Here is a 15,711-nt window from a genome sequence, read left to right on the forward strand (position 1 = left end):
CTCACCACCCTCAACGCAATCCTGCGGGACAATCAGCCATGGCAAAACGCTTGACAACCAAGACAGTCGCTGAGGCGCACCATTCGTTGAGTCGTCATCCTGAGGCGACCGAGCGAAGCGAGGGCCTCGAAGGATGCGGCAACAAGCCCGTGGCACATCCTTCGAGACGCCCGCTTCGCGCGACGCGCTTTGCCGGACTCTCAGGATGACGCCGACGATACGGGGCCCCGCACCTCACAGCATGTTGGGCAGTACGCGGTCCGGCGGCTTGTGGTTGTCGAGGAAGGTGCGGATGTTGATGATCACCTTCTCGCCCATCTCGACCCGGCCCTCGATGGTGGCGGAGCCCATATGCGGCATCAAGACCACCTTGCCATGCTTGGCGAGCCGCACCAGCTTCGGATTGACCGCGGGCTCGTTCTCGAACACGTCGAGCCCGGCGCCGGCGATGTCGCCGGCCTCGATCAGCCGGGTCAGCGTCTCCTCGTCGATCACCTCGCCGCGCGCGGTGTTGACCACATAGGCGTCCTTGCGGATCAGCTTCAGCCGCCGCGCCGACAACAGATGGAAGGTCGCGGGCGTGTGCGGACAGTTCACCGAGATGATGTCCATCCGCGCCAGCATCTGGTCGAGGCTCTCCCAATAAGTGGCGCTGAGTTCGTCGGCGATCTTCGGCGCCACCGGGCGGCGGTTGTGATAATGGATCTGCAGCCCGAAGCTGCGGGCGCGCCGCGCCACCGCCTGGCCGATCCGGCCCATGCCGATGATGCCGAGCCGCTTGCCGCCGAGCCGTCGTCCCAGCATCCAGGTCGGCGACCAGCCGGCCCAGTCCTTGCCCTCGGTGAGCAGCGTGGCGCCCTCGATCAGCCGGCGCGGCACCGCCAGAATCAGCGCCATGGTCATGTCGGCGGTGTCTTCGGTCAGAACCTTCGGCGTGTTGGTCACGGTGATGCCGCGGGCATGCGCCGCGGCGACGTTGATATTGTCGATGCCGTTGCCGAAATTGGCGATCAGCTTCAGCCGGCTGTCGGTCTGCTGCAGGATCGCCTCGGTGATCTCGTCGGTGACGGTCGGGACCAGGATGTCGGCGCTGCGCACCGCCTCGGCCAGCGCTTCGGCGCTCATCGGCTCGTCGTCGAGATTGAGCCGCGCGTCGAACAGTTCGCGCATCCGGGTCTCGATCGAGTCCGGCAGCTTGCGGGTGACGACAACCAGAGGCTTTTTCTTAACCGACATGTCCTGCTCTCAACGGGCTGCAGCCCTGCCGTGGCGAAGCCTGCTTGGTCCCTGCCGCAACGTCGTCAAGCACGCTCTCTCAAGCCCGGCGCGTTGCGCTCGCCGGGCTGCCCCACGCGCTCGCCGAAGGCCGGCGCAAGAAGGCAGACCGACAATCCGACGCGACGCGTTCAGTCCTCATTAACCCGGTTGCTGGAAACTGCCGCGCAATGCGATCGCGGCATTTCGAGCGGTGGCCCATGGGTTTTTGCGGAGCGGCCGTCGTCGCGGGCTCCCGACGGTCGGTCCTCTCTAGCAGAAGGCCGGGCCAAGACAAGAACCCAAGAGGCTAGTCCGGACGTCGAAACCGCGAGATTCGCGGCACTTACGCCAGATGCGTCGCAGCAAGGCCGGGGCCCCGCTGCGACCTTGGCGACGCGCGGCTGGAGACGGGTGATGGCGTTGAGGCGGTTGGTGGTTTCTTGGGTCCTCGCAGGCGCGGTGCTGGGCTGCGCCGCAAGCGCCAGCCAGGCGGCGAAGGACGCCGCGACCTCGGCCAGCGGCCTGCCGATCCCGCGCTATGTCAGCCTGAAATCCGACCATGTGAATGTCCGCGCCGGTCCGACCAAGGACAACGACGTCGCCTGGGTTTACACCCGTTCCGGGCTGCCGGTGGAAATCACCGCGGAATACGAGAACTGGCGACGGGTGCGGGATTCCGAAGGCGCCGAAGGCTGGGTGTATCATTCGCTGCTGTCCGGCCGCCGCACCGCGGTGGTGACGATGAAAAGCAAGGACGAATTGGCGCCGCTGTACGACAGCGCCAGTGCCAGCAGCGCGGTGGCGGCGAGGCTGCAGGCCGGCGTGGTGACCCAGGTCAAGCGCTGTGCGCAGGGCTGGTGCCGGGTGATCGGCACCGGCTTCGACGGCTGGATCCAGCAGGAACGGCTGTGGGGGGTTTACGCCGACGAGAAGGTCGACTGAGAGGGCGGAATGCCGTTGCGGTCATTCCGGGGCGCCAGCACTTGCGAGCGAACCCGGAATCTCGACGCTCCGGCAAGACTGCATCTGGTGCAAGATTCCGGGTTCGCTCGGGCTTGCGCCTTCACGCCCCGGAATGACCTGATTGCCGCTCAGCTCGACTTGCGCAGCCGCACCACCATGTCGATCCGGCTGATCTCGTAGCCCGCCGGCACCGCCGGCATGCTGTTCAGCGATACGTGGGTCACCGGGATGTCGATCAATTCGTGATTGTTCTCGAGATAGAAATGGTGGTGCTGGGTGACGTTGGTGTCGAAATAGGTCTTGGTGCCGTCCACGCTGACCTGCCGCAGCAGCCCGGCATCGGTCAATTGATTCAAGGTGTTGTAGACGGTGGCCAGCGACACCGGGACCTTGGCCTGGGTGGCCTCCTCGTAGAGCATTTCGGCGGTGAGGTGCCTTGCGCCCTTGCCGAACAGCAGCCAGCCCAACGCCATGCGTTGCCGGGTCGGGCGCAGCCCCACCGACTGCAGCATCTCGTTGACGTCGTGCCAGGGGCAGCCGGTCAGTTGCGGATGCTGGTGCTGGGTCTCGTCGGTCGCCGATTCGGACCGGAAGAACCCGATGCTTTCGCTGCTGTCTCTCATATCCACGTCGGCATCCGCCCCGTTGTGTAAGCCGGACTTGACTATAGGAAGCATTAGACCCACGTGCAAGTTTTTCGCAACTGCAGCAGGTGGGACGATTTGCCTAGGGCAACCCCGTGGTGAGTCGCTTTGCGCTGTCACACGCCTGTGATAGAGAGCGCGCGTTCGCTTTGACGCATTCAGCCGAAGCGGGAGCAGGTCTTGCTAAAATGGGGCTTCGCGCCGGACGCGAAGCCGTTGGCGGCACTGGCTTTGAGGACATTCGCCGCCGCCGGGCGCGAAGCCGTCCACATGCTGGAAACTTCGAGAATTGAAAAGGTAACGCAGCATGCGGGATCGACGCGCCAGTTATGAATTTGAAGACCTGCTGGCCTGCGGCCGCGGCGAGCTGTTCGGCCCGGGCAACGCGCAATTGCCGCTGCCGCCGATGCTGATGTTCGACCGCATCGCCGAGATTTCCGAGACCGGCGGCGAACACGGCAAGGGGCTGATCCGCGCCGAGCTCGAGGTGAAGCCGGACCTGTGGTTCTTCGGCTGCCATTTCAAAGGCGACCCGGTGATGCCGGGTTGCCTCGGCCTCGACGCGCTGTGGCAGATGGTCGGCTTCTTCCTCGGCTGGAGCGGCGGCGAGGGCCAGGGCCGCGCGCTTGGGCTCGGCGAACTGAAGTTCACCGGCCAGGTGCTGCCGAGCATCCGCAAGGTGGTCTACAACATCGACGTCAAACGGGTGATGCGCTCGAAACTGGTGCTTGGCATCGCCGACGGATGGCTTTCCGCCGACGGCAACATTATCTATCGCGCCAAGGACCTCAAGGTCGGGCTGTTCAAGCAGGAGGCTGCGGCGCAGCCGGCGCTCTAGGTCGGGCACGTTCGCCACACCGCCGCCATCACTTCGTCAGCCGGCTGCGACAGGGGCGTGCTAACCAACGACATCCAGCGGCCGCGAAACCGCGGCTGCTACGAAAATCCGGCTTCACGACATCTGGGTTCCAGAGATAATTGGCCCTTTAACGACAACGGAATGGACGAGGCGATCATGAGACGGGTTGTGGTCACGGGGATGGGCATTGTCTCGTCGATCGGTAACAACACGCAGGAAGTGCTGGCGAGCCTGCATGAGGCAAAGCCCGGCATCACCCGCGCCGACAAATTCGCCGAGCTCGGCTTCCGCTCGCAGGTGCAGGGCGCGCCGACGCTGAACCCGGCCGACACCGTCGACCGCCGCGCGATGCGCTTCCTCGGCGAAGGCGCCGCCTGGAACCACGTCGCGATGGAGCAGGCGATCCAGGATTCCGGTCTCACCCCGGACGAAATCTCCGATCTGCGCACCGGCATCATCATGGGCTCCGGCGGTCCCTCCGCCCGCACCATCGTCGAAGCCGCCGACATCACCCGCAGCAAGGGCCCGAAGCGGGTCGGCCCGTTCGCAGTGCCGAAGGCGATGTCGTCGACCGCGTCGGCGACGCTCGCCACCTGGTTCAAGATCAAGGGCGTCAATTATTCGATCTCCTCGGCCTGCGCGACCTCGAACCATTGCATCGGCAATGCTTATGAGATGATCCAGTGGAACAAGCAGGACGTGGTGTTCGCCGGCGGCTGCGAAGAGCTCGACTGGTCGCTGTCGGTGCTGTTCGACGCGATGGGCGCGATGAGTTCGAAATACAACGCCACGCCGTCGACCGCGTCGCGGCCCTATGACGTGTCGCGCGACGGCTTCGTGATCGCCGGCGGCGCCGGCGTCATCGTGCTGGAAGAGCTGGAACACGCCAAGGCGCGCGGCGCCAAGATCTACGGCGAAATCATCGGCTACGGCGCCACCTCGGACGGCTACGACATGGTGGCCCCCTCGGGCGAAGGCGCCGAGCGCTGCATGAAGATGGCGCTGTCGACCACCGGCGGCATCAAGATCGACTACATCAACCCGCACGCCACCTCGACGCCGGCCGGCGATCCGCCGGAAATCCAGGCGATCCGCGCGGTGTTCGGCAGCGGCGACGCCTGCCCGCCGATCTCCGCCACCAAGGCCTTGACCGGGCATTCGCTCGGCGCCACCGGGGTGCAGGAGGCGATCTATTCGCTGTTGATGATGCAGAACGGCTTCATCTGCGAAAGCGCCAACATCACCGAACTCGACCCGGTATTCGCCGACATGCCGATCGTGCGCAAGCGGATCGACAACGTCAAAGTCGGCACCGTGCTGTCGAACTCGTTCGGCTTCGGCGGCACCAACGCCACGCTGGTTTTCAAGCGGTTGGACGCGTAAGTTCTCTTCACCTCTCCCCGCCCTTCGCGGAGAGAGGTCGCCGCGTCTTCGCGGCGGGTGAGGGCCCAGGCACTGCGCTTACTTCACCGGCGATATCTGCGGGTCGGATAGCCCCCCACCCCACCCCTCTCCCCGCAACGGCGGGGCGAGGGAGCACGCCGAATGCGCGACGGAGTTACGAAATAAGATGCAACAATTGATGCAGGGCAAGCGCGGCTTGATCATGGGGGTCGCCAACGATCATTCGATCGCGTGGGGCATCGCCAAGGCGCTGGCGGCGCAGGGCGCCGAGCTCGCCTTCACCTATCAGGGCGAGGCGCTGGGCAAGCGGGTCAAGCCGTTGGCGCAATCGCTCAACGCCGAACTGGTGCTGCCTTGCGACGTCGAAAACATCGACAGCGTCGACGCGCTGTTCGAGGCGCTGCGCCAGACATGGGGCGGGCTCGACTTCGTGGTGCACGCGATCGGCTTTTCCGACAAGAATGAATTGAAGGGCCGCTATGCCGACACCACGCGGGAGAATTTCTCCCGCACCATGGTGATCTCCTGCTTCTCCTTCACCGAGCTGGCCAAACGCGCCGCGTTGTTGATGCCGCAGGGCGGCTCGATCGTCACGCTGACCTATGGCGGTTCGACACGGGTGATGCCGAACTACAATGTGATGGGCGTCGCCAAGGCGGCGCTGGAAGCCAGCGTGCGCTATCTCGCCTCGGATTTCGGCCCGCAGGGCGTCCGCGTCAACGCGATTTCGGCCGGCCCGATCCGCACCCTCGCCGGCTCCGGCATCGCCGACGCAAGGCAGATGTTCAACTACCAGCAGCGCCACGCGCCGCTGCGCCGCACCGTCACCATCGACGAAGTCGGCGGCTCGGCGCTGTATCTGCTGTCGGAGCTGTCGAGCGGCGTCACCGGCGAGATCCACTTCGTCGATTCCGGCTACAACATCATCTCGATGCCGCAGCCCGACGCGCTGAAGACCGTCGACGAGGCCGAAACCGCCGCCGAGAAGAGCCGCGCCGCGGCGCTGGCGGCGAAGTAATCGCAGCACCCCAGCGCTGTCACTTGAGCTGCGCTGGGGTGACCCCACTCTCGGAGTCCATCCTTCGAGGCCCTCGCGAAGACGCTCGGGCGCCTCAGGATGACGACGTCGCTGTTGAAATTCAGATCAGCCTTCCCTCGCCACCGCCGTCATCCTGAGGAACCCGGCGAAGTCCGAAGGACGAAGCCCGGTGTCTCGAAGGATGGCCGCGAGCCCGAGGCAACCGCGGCCTTGGCAATCCGCAGGCGCGCAGCCGCATCCTTCGAGGCCCTCGCTGCGCTCGGGCGCCTCAGGATGACGGCGTTTCCGCTGAGCGCCGATGAGCTACGCCACGCGCCGCCGCTATACCACGCGCCGCCGCAGCACGGACCGCAGCCGCACCACGCGTTCGTAGCCGCCCCTCATTCCTTGCCCTCACTGAGCGCCAGCGCGCGCTGGAACGCCGGCCGCGCGGTGCAGCGGTCGAGATAGCGCTCGAAGGCCGGGCGCGAGCCGGCCATCTTGAACGCCCGCACCGCGAAATTCAGCGTCGCGCCGACCGCGATGTCGGCCGCGGAAAACCCCTCGCCGAGCAGCCACGGCCCCTCTTGCAGCGCCTGCTCCACCACGTCGAACACCCGCGCGGCGTCGCCCCAGCCGGCGGCGACCGGATTCATCTCCAGCTTGGTGGCGAGTTGCAGCATCGCCGGCTCGATGCAACTCGGCGCGAAGAACAGCCAATACAGATACTTCGCCCGCCGCGGATCGCCGAGCGGCGGCGCCAGCTCAGCTTCGGGAATACGCTCGGCGACATAGGCACAGATCGCCGCCACTTCGGCGAGCTTAGTCTCGCCGTCCTGCAGCACCGGCACCTTGCCCATCGGATTGATCGCGAGAAACTGCGGCGAACGCTGCGCGCCCTTGGCGATTTCGATCAGCACCCGCTCGTAAGGCTGCCCGGTTTCCTCCAGCAGCCACAGCGCGGCAAACGCCCGCGAGTGCGGCGACCAATACAGTTTCATCATCCGATCTCTCCCTGCTGCGGACCGCGAAACTGTGCGGATTCGCCCGCCCCGGCAAGCCGCGATTCGGTTCGGCGCGGCTTGTCTCCGCGGCGATGTGCCCCGATAATGGCTCGCAACGGATAATCACGGAGGGGACGCGATGAGCTGGATGCCCGACAACGATCCGGGGCTCGGCGATCCCGCCTCCTGCGACGCGCTGCAGCTGGTGATCGTGCCGCGCACCCGCGACCTCGGCGACGGCTTTGCCGTGCGCCGCGCGCTGCCGCATGGCAAGCGGCAGATGGTCGGGCCCTTCATCTTCTTCGATCATTTCGGCCCGGTGCAATTCATTCCGGGCAAGGGGCTGGACGTGCGGCCGCATCCGCATATCGGCCTTGCCACCGTCACCTATCTGTTCGACGGCCGGATCCGGCACCGCGACAGCGAGGGCAACGTGCAGGACATCGAGCCCGGCGCGATGAACCTGATGACCGCCGGCCGCGGTATCGCGCATTCCGAGCGCACTCCCGACGCCGAGCGCCGCGACGGCCAAGGCATGCTCGGGCTGCAAAGCTGGATCGCGCTGCCGCAGGGCGCCGAAGAGATTGCGCCGTCGTTCCAGCACTACGCCGCAGCCAGCCTGCCGACCTATTCGGACCGGGGCATTTCGGCACGGCTGATCGCGGGCCGCGGCTTCGGCCTGCAATCCCCGGTGGCGATGCCGTCGCCGTGGTTCTACGCCGAAGTCAGCGTTGCGGCCGACGTCAGCGTGCCGCTCGATCCCGACCACGAGGAACGCGCGATTTATCTGGTCGACGGCGCGGTCGAGATCGCCGGCGAGCGGTTCGACGCGCCGCGGCTGTTGATCTTCCGGCCCGGCGACCGCATCACTGTGCGGGCGGTGGCGCCGAGCCGGATGATGTTTCTCGGCGGCGACGCGCTGGAAGGCCCGCGCTACATCTGGTGGAATTTCGTCTCCTCCAGTAAAGAGCGGATCGAACAGGCGAAGCAGGACTGGAAAACCGGCCGCTTCGCTGCCGTGCCCAATGAAACCGAATTCATTCCGCTGCCGGAATGACCGCGCGCCGACCGCTCCGTCGGCGGCGGGCCTGCTGAAAGTCCCTGCCCATGTCGACGATGCTGTCCAGCGACCTGCCCTTGCCGAAGCTCGGACGCGGCAAGGTCCGCGACATTTACGACGCCGGCGACGACCGCCTGCTGTTGGTCACCACCGACCGGATCAGCGCCTTCGACGTGGTGATGACCGAGACCATCCCGTTCAAGGGCGCGGTGCTGACCCAGCTCAGCGCCTGGTGGTTCGGCCAGCTCGGCGGCGTGGTGCCGCACCACATGATCAGCGCCGAGATCGACGACATCATCGCGGCGCTGCCGCAGCTTGGGGCGCATCGCGCCGCCTTGGCCGGCCGCACCATGCTGTGCCGGCGCACCACGGTGTTTCCGATCGAATGCGTGATCCGCGGCTATCTCACCGGCTCGGCCTGGAAGGAATATTCCGCTTCCGGCACGCTGGCCGGCGAAAAGCTGCCGGCCGGATTGCTGGAAAGCGCCAAGCTGTCGCCGTGGATCTTCAGCCCGGCGACCAAGGCGGAAACCGGCCATGACGAGAACATTCCGGTGTCGCGGATGCGCGAACTGATCGGCGCGGAGGCGACCCACACGCTGGAGAGCATGAGCCGCGCGGTCTACACCCAGGGCGAGGAGATCGCCCGCGAGCAGGGCATCATCATCGCCGACACCAAATTCGAATTCGGCCGCGACGCCGACGGCCGCGTCATCCTGATCGACGAGGTGATGACGCCGGATTCCTCGCGGTTCTGGGCCGCCGCCGACTATCAGCCGGGCCGCGCGCAGCCCTCCTTCGACAAGCAGCCGCTGCGCGACTATCTCGATGCCGAGCGCCGCGCCGGGCGCTGGAACGGCGAGGCGCCGCCGCCGGCCTTGCCGCAAAGGGTGATCGAGGCCACCAGCCGGCGCTATCGCGACGCCTACCGCCGGCTCACCGGCGCCGCGCTCGCCATCGATTGAACCAGGCCCGCGGGGCTGCACGCAAACGGGAGCCACAGCATGAAGAGCAGCGACGGGGTTGCTGCCGACGGCGAGCGCCGCGCATGAGCCGGCCGCGCAAATCGGTCGCCGAGATCGAGGCGCTGCTGCTCGACGACGTCCGCCGCCAGCGGCATTGCGACAAGGTCGCCCATGTCGGGATCCGGCTGTGCCCGCCGGACGAGGACAGCAACGGCGCCAACTGGACCGTCGCGGTGGTCGACAACGGCCAATGCAGCCGGGAATTCGCCGGCGCCGCGGTGCTGGTGGCGATGGACCGGCTGCAGCGCGAATTCGACGCGATCGCGGAGTAAGCGGCGCGCGCGGAGTAAGCCTTCTGGTTGCGGATCGCCGCCTTCCCGCGACGGCAGCGCGCTCCCTCCCCCCTTGCGGGGGAGGGTTGGGGAGGGGGGTAATCCAAGGCCGAGACTCGGAGCCCCCCACCCCCGACCCCTCCCCGCAAGGGGGAGGGGAGTCTCCTTAGCTACGACGCCTGTTTCTGCTCGACGTCGCCGTTGGCCAGAAGATGGATCAACGCGCGCTTGATCGCCGCCTGCCGGGTCGGCGCGGTGATCTGCGCCCCCAACAGGTCGGTGACGTAGAACACGTCGCGGGCGCGCTCGCCGAAGGTCGCGACATGCGCCGAAGCGATGTTGAGGTTGAGCTTCGAGATCGAGGTGGTGAGCTGATACAACAGCCCCGGCCGATCCAGCCCCGACACCTCGATCACGGTGTAGCGCTCCGACCATTGGTTGTTGATCGCGACTTCCGGCTCCACCGTGAACGGCTTCAGCTTGCCCTTGCCGTTGGCGCGCCGCGCCACCACTTCCGGCAGCCGCAGCTTGCCCTCCAGCACGTCCTCGATCATCTCGCCGATCCGCGTCGCCCGGCGGCCTTCGTCGTCGTCGCGGTCGTATTCGCGGGTGATGGCGATGGTGTCGAGCGCGCGGCCGTCGGTGGTGGTGTAGATCTGGGCGTCCACGATGTTGGCGCCGGCCGAGGCGCAGGCGCCGGCGATGATCGACAGCAGCCAGGGATGGTCGACCGCCAGAATCGTCAGTTCGGTGACGCCGCGCGCCTCGTCGAAACCGACATTGATCGCCAGCTTGTGGCCGGCCTGTTCGGAGGCGCGCAGGAAGCGGGCGTGGCGGATTTTTCGCGCCAGATCCACTTTCAACCAATAGGCCGGGTAGTGCCGCGACACATAGGCGTTGAGCTCGGCCTCCGGCCATTCGGTGAAGGCGGCACGGAATTCGGCTTGCGCGGCGCGGATCCGCTCGGCGCGATTGACTTCCGAGAAGCCGCCGGTAAGCACCGGCTCGGTCTCGTAATACAGCGTGCGGATCAGCTGCGCCTTCCAGCCGTTCCACACCCCAGGCCCGACGCCGCGGATGTCGGCGGTGGTGAGGATGGTCAGCAGCTTCATCTGCTCGACCGATTCCACCACCGCGGCGAAATTCTCGATGGTCTTGCGGTCCGACAGGTCGCGCGACTGCGCCACCGAGGACATCACCAGGTGCTTCTCGATCAGCCAGGCGATCAGTTCGGTGTCGGCGGCGTTGAAGCCGAGCCGCGGCGCCAGCCGCCGCGCGATTCTTGCCCCGGCCACCGAATGATCCTCCGGCTGGCCCTTGGCGATGTCGTGCAGCAGCACCGAGATGTAGATCACCGCGCGATGTTCCGGGCGGATCTTGCGCATCAGGTCGGAGGCGACGGTGAACTCGTCGTTGCCGCCGCGCTCGATCTCCTGCAGGAAGCCGAGGCAGCGCAGCAGATGCTCGTCGACCGTGTAGTGGTGATACATGTTGAACTGCATCATCGCCACGATCTTGCCGAAGGCGCGGATGAAATGCCCGAGCACGCCGGTCTCGTTCATCCGCCGCAGCACGATCTCGGCATTGTCCGAGGTCAGGATCTCGATGAACAGCCGGTTGGCTTCCGGGTTTTCCCGCACCTGCGCGTTCAACAGTTTCAGCGAGCGCGTCACGGTGCGCATGGCGTCGGGGTGGAAGGCGAGGTTGTTCTTCTGCGCCAGGCGAAACACCCGGATCAGGTTGACCGGGTCCTGCTTGAACACGTCCGGCGCGGCGAGGTTGATGCGGTTGTTGTCGTTGACGAAATCGTCGGAGTCCGGGAGCCTGCGGCGCTTGCTGCCGGGCCGCAGCCGCGCCATCATCCGGGTCAGGGCCGGCGCCGGCTTGGCCTCCTGATCCTCCAGCTTGGCGCACAGGATCGCGGTGAGATCGCCGACGTCCTTGGCGATCAGGAAGTAGTGCTTCATGAAGCGCTCGACGTCCTGCATTCCGGGATGTGAGGTGTAGCCGAGCCGGACCGCGATCTCGCGCTGCATGTCGAACGACAAGCGCTCCTCGGCGCGGCCGGCGACGAAGTGGATGTTGCAGCGCACCGACCAGAGGAAATCCTCGCAGCGGCGGAAGATGCGATATTCCTGGGCGTCGAACACGCCGCGGGCGACCAACTGGCTGCTCTCGCGCACCCGGTAGACGTATTTGGCGATCCAGAACAGCGTGTGCAGGTCGCGCAGCCCGCCCTTGCCGTCCTTGACGTTGGGCTCGACCAGATAGCGCGACTGCCCGGAGCGCCGATGCCGCTCCTCGCGCTCGGCGAGCTTGGCGGTGACGAATTCCGAGGCGGTGCCTTCCACCACTTCCTTGTCGAAGCGCTCGACCAGTTCGGCGTACAACAGTTCGTCGCCGGTGAGGTAGCGGGTTTCCAGGATCGCGGTGCGGATGGTCATGTCGGCGCGGGCCTGGCGGATCGATTCATCCACCGAGCGGGTGGCGTGGCCGACCTTCAGCCCCATGTCCCACAGGCAGTACAGGATGGCTTCGGCGACCTGCTCGCCCCAGGCGGTCTGCTTGTAGGGCAGTACGAACAACAGATCGATGTCGGATTCCGGCGCCATCAGCCCGCGGCCATAGCCGCCGGTGGCGATCACCGCCATCCGCTCGCCGCTGGAATGGTTCGGCGAATTGTACAGATGCCGGGTCGCCGCGGCGTAGAGGATGCGGATGATCTCGTCCTGGATGAAGCACAATCGCTCGGCGCAATGCCGGCCGTGGCGGTCCTGCAGCAGGATGGCTTGGGCGGTCTGCCGCGCCTTGACGAACTCGGCCTTCAAGAGCTGCGCCATCGCCACCCGGAACACGTCGTCGCGGCCGGCATGGGTCGCGGCCAGGGCGTCGATCTCGCCGGTGATCCGGGCGGTGTCGAAGCGGTCGTCGGTGGCGGTCTCGGCGGGCGCGGTCATGGTGTCCATAAGCTAACCGGATATCGGACGGCGCGGACGCTGTCACGGGAACATTGTGGTGAAGTCGCCGGGCTCGGCTGCGGCCCCGGCGTTCGACGGCGCCGCGGCCCGGCCTCGCCGGACGGCATTAAACCCTTCAATCGGTTGCGATTTCGTGCATGGTCGGGGGGGGAGCTGAGCCAACGGCGGTCGGCCGTCACCCTGAGGTGCGCGCCCTTGGACGGCGCCCTGGCGCCGTCGCGCGCCTCGAAGGGCGACGGCCCCTTTGTCGCGTCATGCTTCGAGACGCCCAGCTTCGCCCCACGGGCTACGCCGGGCTCCTCAGCATGACGGTTCTGGCGTTACGATTTCAACTTCGCCTTCAGTGCATAGAGCGCATCCAGCGCCTCGCGTGGGGAGAGTTCGTCGGGATGCAACGCGGCGAGTGCTTCGATCAGTTGCTCGGCCTCAGAGGGCGGCGCGGGCTCCGCCGGCGCCCGCGCGGTGACCGCGAACAGCGGCAGGTCTTCGGCTAAAGCGCGGGCCGACTGGCCGCGGTCCTGTGCTTCCAATTTGGCCAGCACCGATTTCGCCCGCGCGATCACCGAAGGCGGCAATCCGGCGAGCTTCGCCACCTGGATGCCGTAGGAGCGGTCGGCCGATCCGGGCAAGACTTCGTGCAAGAACACCACGTCGCCGTGCCACTCTTTCACGCGCACCGTGGCGTTGAACAGCCGCGGCAGCTTCGCCGAGAGTGCGGTGAGTTCGTGGTAATGCGTCGCGAACAACGACCGGCAACGATTGCTCTCATGCAGATGCTCGATCGCCGCCCAGGCGATCGACAATCCGTCGAAGGTCGCGGTGCCGCGGCCGATCTCGTCGAGGATCACCAGCGCGCGCTCGGAGGCCTGATTGAGGATCACCGCGGTCTCGACCATCTCCACCATGAAGGTGGACCGCCCTCGCGCCAGATCATCGGCGGCGCCGACCCGCGAGAACAACCGATCGACGATGCCGATCCGCGCCCGGCTCGCCGGCACGAACGACCCGATTTGGGCGAGCAGCGCGATCAGCGCGTTCTGCCGCAGGAAGGTCGATTTACCCGCCATATTGGGGCCGGTGATCAGCCAGATCTGCCCGGATTGCTGCCCGGGCCCCGGCGACAGATCGCAGGCGTTGGCGATGAAGGGTTGGCCGTCGCGGCGCAAAGCCTGCTCCACGACGGGATGCCGGCCGCCTTCGATCGTAAAGCTCAGCGAGTGATCGACCTCGGGGCGGACGTAGTTGTCGTCGATCGCGAGCTTGGCAAGTGATAACGTGACGTCGAGCAGCGCAAAGCCGTGGGCCGCGGCGCGCAGGTCGTCGGTGGCGTCCTGCACCAGCGCCACCAGACGCTCGAAGATTTCCAGCTCGAGCCCGAGGGCGCGGTCGCCGGCATTGGCGATCTTGGCTTCGATTTGCCCGAGTTCGGCGGTGGTGAAGCGGGTCTGTCCCGCCAGCGTCTGGCGATGGATGAAGGTTGCGTTGAGCGGCGGCGCCATCAGCTTCTCGCCGTGCTGCGCGGTGACTTCGACGAAGTAACCGAGCACGTTGTTGTGGCGGATCTTCAGCCCCTTGACGCCGCAATCCTCGGCATAGCGCGCCTGCATTGCGGCCACGATCAGCCGGGACTCGTCGCGCAGCTTGCGGGTCTCGTCGAGGGCTGTGTGATAGTGCTCGCGGACGAAGCCGCCATCGCGTTTCATCAAAGGAAGATCATCGGCCAGCGCGCGGGAAAATTCTTGCGCCAGCTCTCGCGGCGGCCGCCGCAGCGCCGCCATCGCGCTCAGCAATTCCTTCGGCGGCGCTTCGAGCGCGCCGAGCTGCGCCAAAGCCTGATCCGCCGCCAGCAGGCCGTCGCGTAACGCCGCGAGATCGCGCGGCCCGCCGCGGCCGACCGAGAGCCGCGCCAGCGCCCGCGAGATGTCGGGAGCGCCGCGCAGCGTCGCCCGCAGCACGTCGCGCAGGCTAGGGTCGGGCAGCAACGCCGCCACCGCGTCGAGCCGTTGCGCAATCTGTTCGGCGTCGGTGAGCGGCGCGGCCAGCCGTTGCGCCAGGAGGCGCGAGCCGGCGGCGGTGACGGTGCAGTCGATCGCATCCAGCAAGGAGCCGCGGCGCTCGCCCGATAGAGTGCGGGTGAGTTCGAGATTGGCCCGCGTCGCCGGATCGATCGCCATGGTCGAGCCGGTGGCCTCGCGCGACGGCGGCGACAAAGGCGGCTTCTTGCCGAGCTGGGTGCGGTCGATATAGGTGACGCAGGCGGCCGCCGCGGTGGCCTCCAGCCGCGACATCGCGGACAGACCATCCATGGTCGACACCGCGAAGTAATCGCACAGCCTTCGTTCGGCGGTCGCCGAATCGAACACGTCGCGGGTCAGCGGCGTCACTGCCGGCAGCTCGCGCAGGCTCGGCCCGAGCTCGGCGTCGCTGTACAACGCGTCGGTGACGATCGCCTCGTTCGGGTTGATCCGCGCCAGGGTGGCGGCGAGTTCGGACGGCGCGCATTCGGTGACGATGAATTCCGCGGTGGAAATATCGATCCAGGCCAGGCCAATACGATCCGCGCCGGCCGAGGCCCGCGCCCGCGCAATCGCCAGCAGATAGTTGTTGGCGCGGGCATCGAGCAGCGTGTCTTCGGTGAGCGTGCCGGGCGTGATCAGCCGCACCACATCGCGCCGCACCACGCTCTTGCGGGCGCGCGCCGCCGCCGGGTCCTCGGTCTGCTCGCACACCGCCACACGATGCCCGAGCGCGATCAGCCGATGCAGATAGTCGTCGGAGCGCTCCACCGGCACGCCGCACATCGGAATGTCCTGGCCCTTGTGCTTGCCGCGCTTGGTCAGCGTGATGCCGAGCGCGCGCGAGGCGATCTCGGCGTCCTCGAAGAACAATTCGTAGAAATCGCCCATTCGGTAGAACAGCAACAGGCCGGGATTGGCGGCCTTGATCTCGTGGTATTGCTCCATCATCGGCGACACCTTCTCGGCGGGCGCGGGCGTGTCGGGCGATGGCGAGATGGCGGGTTCGATGGTCATCGGAGAATTGTGGGTCCAAGTGGTCGGGTCGTGTGGTCGATGTGATCGGACGTGACGTGCAGCGTTGCGGCAACGGCAGCGAACTCCCTCTCCCATGGGGAGAGGGCTGGGGTGAGGGGGTACGCCCTATCGAGCGACAAAAACCCTCACCCGACCGGCTTCGCTGCGCTTCGCCGGTCGACCTCTCCCACAGGG

Annotated in this window: 12 protein-coding genes; 7 read left to right on the forward strand and 5 right to left on the reverse strand. The window is 66.7% G+C overall.

Features of this window, described 5'->3' with window-relative positions; translation table 11 throughout:
* Positions 1–234 precede the first annotated feature (234 nt).
* Complete coding sequence (locus tag VGC77_RS06150) at positions 235–1,236, reverse strand: D-glycerate dehydrogenase (RefSeq protein ID WP_331170690.1); 1,002 nt, start codon at positions 1,234–1,236, stop codon at positions 235–237.
* 435 nt (positions 1,237–1,671) lie between these two features.
* On the opposite strand from VGC77_RS06150, the gene VGC77_RS06155 reads away from it, so the two are divergent.
* Positions 1,672–2,199 carry an SH3 domain-containing protein gene (locus tag VGC77_RS06155; protein WP_331170691.1) on the forward strand — a complete coding sequence of 176 codons (528 nt, stop codon included), beginning with the start codon at positions 1,672–1,674 and terminating at the stop codon, positions 2,197–2,199.
* 149 nt (positions 2,200–2,348) lie between these two features.
* Here the strand turns inward: VGC77_RS06155 and irrA are convergent, their stop codons facing one another.
* Positions 2,349–2,843 carry an iron response transcriptional regulator IrrA gene (gene irrA, locus VGC77_RS06160; RefSeq protein ID WP_331170701.1) on the reverse strand — a complete coding sequence of 165 codons (495 nt, stop codon included), beginning with the start codon at positions 2,841–2,843 and terminating at the stop codon, positions 2,349–2,351.
* 328 nt (positions 2,844–3,171) lie between these two features.
* Here irrA and fabA point away from each other — a divergent pair, with 328 nt between their 5' ends.
* The 3 genes from fabA (at position 3,172) to fabI (ending at position 6,145) form a co-directional block, all read left to right on the forward strand.
* Positions 3,172–3,702, forward strand: coding sequence for a 3-hydroxyacyl-[acyl-carrier-protein] dehydratase FabA (fabA, locus tag VGC77_RS06165; RefSeq protein ID WP_331170692.1), 531 nt, complete (start codon positions 3,172–3,174; stop codon positions 3,700–3,702).
* A 177-nt stretch (positions 3,703–3,879) separates the two neighbouring features.
* Entirely contained in the window at positions 3,880–5,106 is a 1,227-nt protein-coding gene (gene fabB / locus VGC77_RS06170) for a beta-ketoacyl-ACP synthase I (RefSeq protein ID WP_331170693.1), read from the forward strand.
* Positions 5,107–5,293: 187 nt separating this feature from the next.
* Positions 5,294–6,145, forward strand: coding sequence for an enoyl-ACP reductase FabI (gene fabI / locus VGC77_RS06175; protein ID WP_331170694.1), 852 nt, complete (start codon positions 5,294–5,296; stop codon positions 6,143–6,145).
* 401 nt (positions 6,146–6,546) lie between these two features.
* Here the strand turns inward: fabI and VGC77_RS06180 are convergent, their stop codons facing one another.
* Positions 6,547–7,149 (reverse strand): glutathione S-transferase family protein, encoded by a 603-nt coding sequence (locus VGC77_RS06180; protein WP_331170695.1) that lies wholly within the window; start codon positions 7,147–7,149, stop codon positions 6,547–6,549.
* Positions 7,150–7,288: 139 nt separating this feature from the next.
* On the opposite strand from VGC77_RS06180, the gene VGC77_RS06185 reads away from it, so the two are divergent.
* From VGC77_RS06185 to VGC77_RS06195, 3 genes are all read left to right on the forward strand, one after another.
* On the forward strand, positions 7,289–8,206 hold the full coding sequence (locus VGC77_RS06185) for a pirin family protein (protein ID WP_331170696.1): 918 nt from the start codon (positions 7,289–7,291) through the stop codon (positions 8,204–8,206).
* A 50-nt stretch (positions 8,207–8,256) separates the two neighbouring features.
* Positions 8,257–9,174 (forward strand): phosphoribosylaminoimidazolesuccinocarboxamide synthase, encoded by a 918-nt coding sequence (locus VGC77_RS06190; protein ID WP_331170697.1) that lies wholly within the window; start codon positions 8,257–8,259, stop codon positions 9,172–9,174.
* A gap of 83 nt (positions 9,175–9,257) precedes the next feature.
* On the forward strand, positions 9,258–9,506 hold the full coding sequence (locus VGC77_RS06195; protein ID WP_331170698.1) for a hypothetical protein: 249 nt from the start codon (positions 9,258–9,260) through the stop codon (positions 9,504–9,506).
* 170 nt (positions 9,507–9,676) lie between these two features.
* On the opposite strand, the gene VGC77_RS06200 is transcribed toward VGC77_RS06195, so the two are convergent.
* Positions 9,677–12,472, reverse strand: coding sequence for a [protein-PII] uridylyltransferase (locus tag VGC77_RS06200; RefSeq protein ID WP_331170699.1), 2,796 nt, complete (start codon positions 12,470–12,472; stop codon positions 9,677–9,679).
* A 332-nt stretch (positions 12,473–12,804) separates the two neighbouring features.
* Positions 12,805–15,516, reverse strand: a complete 2,712-nt coding sequence (gene mutS, locus VGC77_RS06205; protein ID WP_331170700.1) for a DNA mismatch repair protein MutS — start codon at positions 15,514–15,516, stop codon at positions 12,805–12,807.
* Between the last annotated feature and the right edge of the window lie 195 nt (positions 15,517–15,711).

This window comes from Rhodopseudomonas sp., from assembly GCF_036404135.1.
In the GTDB taxonomy this organism is placed as follows: Bacteria; Pseudomonadota; Alphaproteobacteria; order Rhizobiales; family Xanthobacteraceae; genus Rhodopseudomonas_A.

Coding starts and splice junctions, on each gene's coding strand:
- VGC77_RS06150 (WP_331170690.1), bottom strand. CDS start 1,236: ATGTCGGTTAAGAAAAAGCCTCTGGTTGTCGTCACCCGCAAGCTGCCG.
- VGC77_RS06155 (WP_331170691.1), top strand. CDS start 1,672: ATGGCGTTGAGGCGGTTGGTGGTTTCTTGGGTCCTCGCAGGCGCGGTG.
- irrA (WP_331170701.1), bottom strand. CDS start 2,843: ATGAGAGACAGCAGCGAAAGCATCGGGTTCTTCCGGTCCGAATCGGCG.
- fabA (WP_331170692.1), top strand. CDS start 3,172: ATGCGGGATCGACGCGCCAGTTATGAATTTGAAGACCTGCTGGCCTGC.
- fabB (WP_331170693.1), top strand. CDS start 3,880: ATGAGACGGGTTGTGGTCACGGGGATGGGCATTGTCTCGTCGATCGGT.
- fabI (WP_331170694.1), top strand. CDS start 5,294: ATGCAACAATTGATGCAGGGCAAGCGCGGCTTGATCATGGGGGTCGCC.
- VGC77_RS06180 (WP_331170695.1), bottom strand. CDS start 7,149: ATGATGAAACTGTATTGGTCGCCGCACTCGCGGGCGTTTGCCGCGCTG.
- VGC77_RS06185 (WP_331170696.1), top strand. CDS start 7,289: ATGAGCTGGATGCCCGACAACGATCCGGGGCTCGGCGATCCCGCCTCC.
- VGC77_RS06190 (WP_331170697.1), top strand. CDS start 8,257: ATGTCGACGATGCTGTCCAGCGACCTGCCCTTGCCGAAGCTCGGACGC.
- VGC77_RS06195 (WP_331170698.1), top strand. CDS start 9,258: ATGAGCCGGCCGCGCAAATCGGTCGCCGAGATCGAGGCGCTGCTGCTC.
- VGC77_RS06200 (WP_331170699.1), bottom strand. CDS start 12,472: ATGGACACCATGACCGCGCCCGCCGAGACCGCCACCGACGACCGCTTC.
- mutS (WP_331170700.1), bottom strand. CDS start 15,516: ATGACCATCGAACCCGCCATCTCGCCATCGCCCGACACGCCCGCGCCC.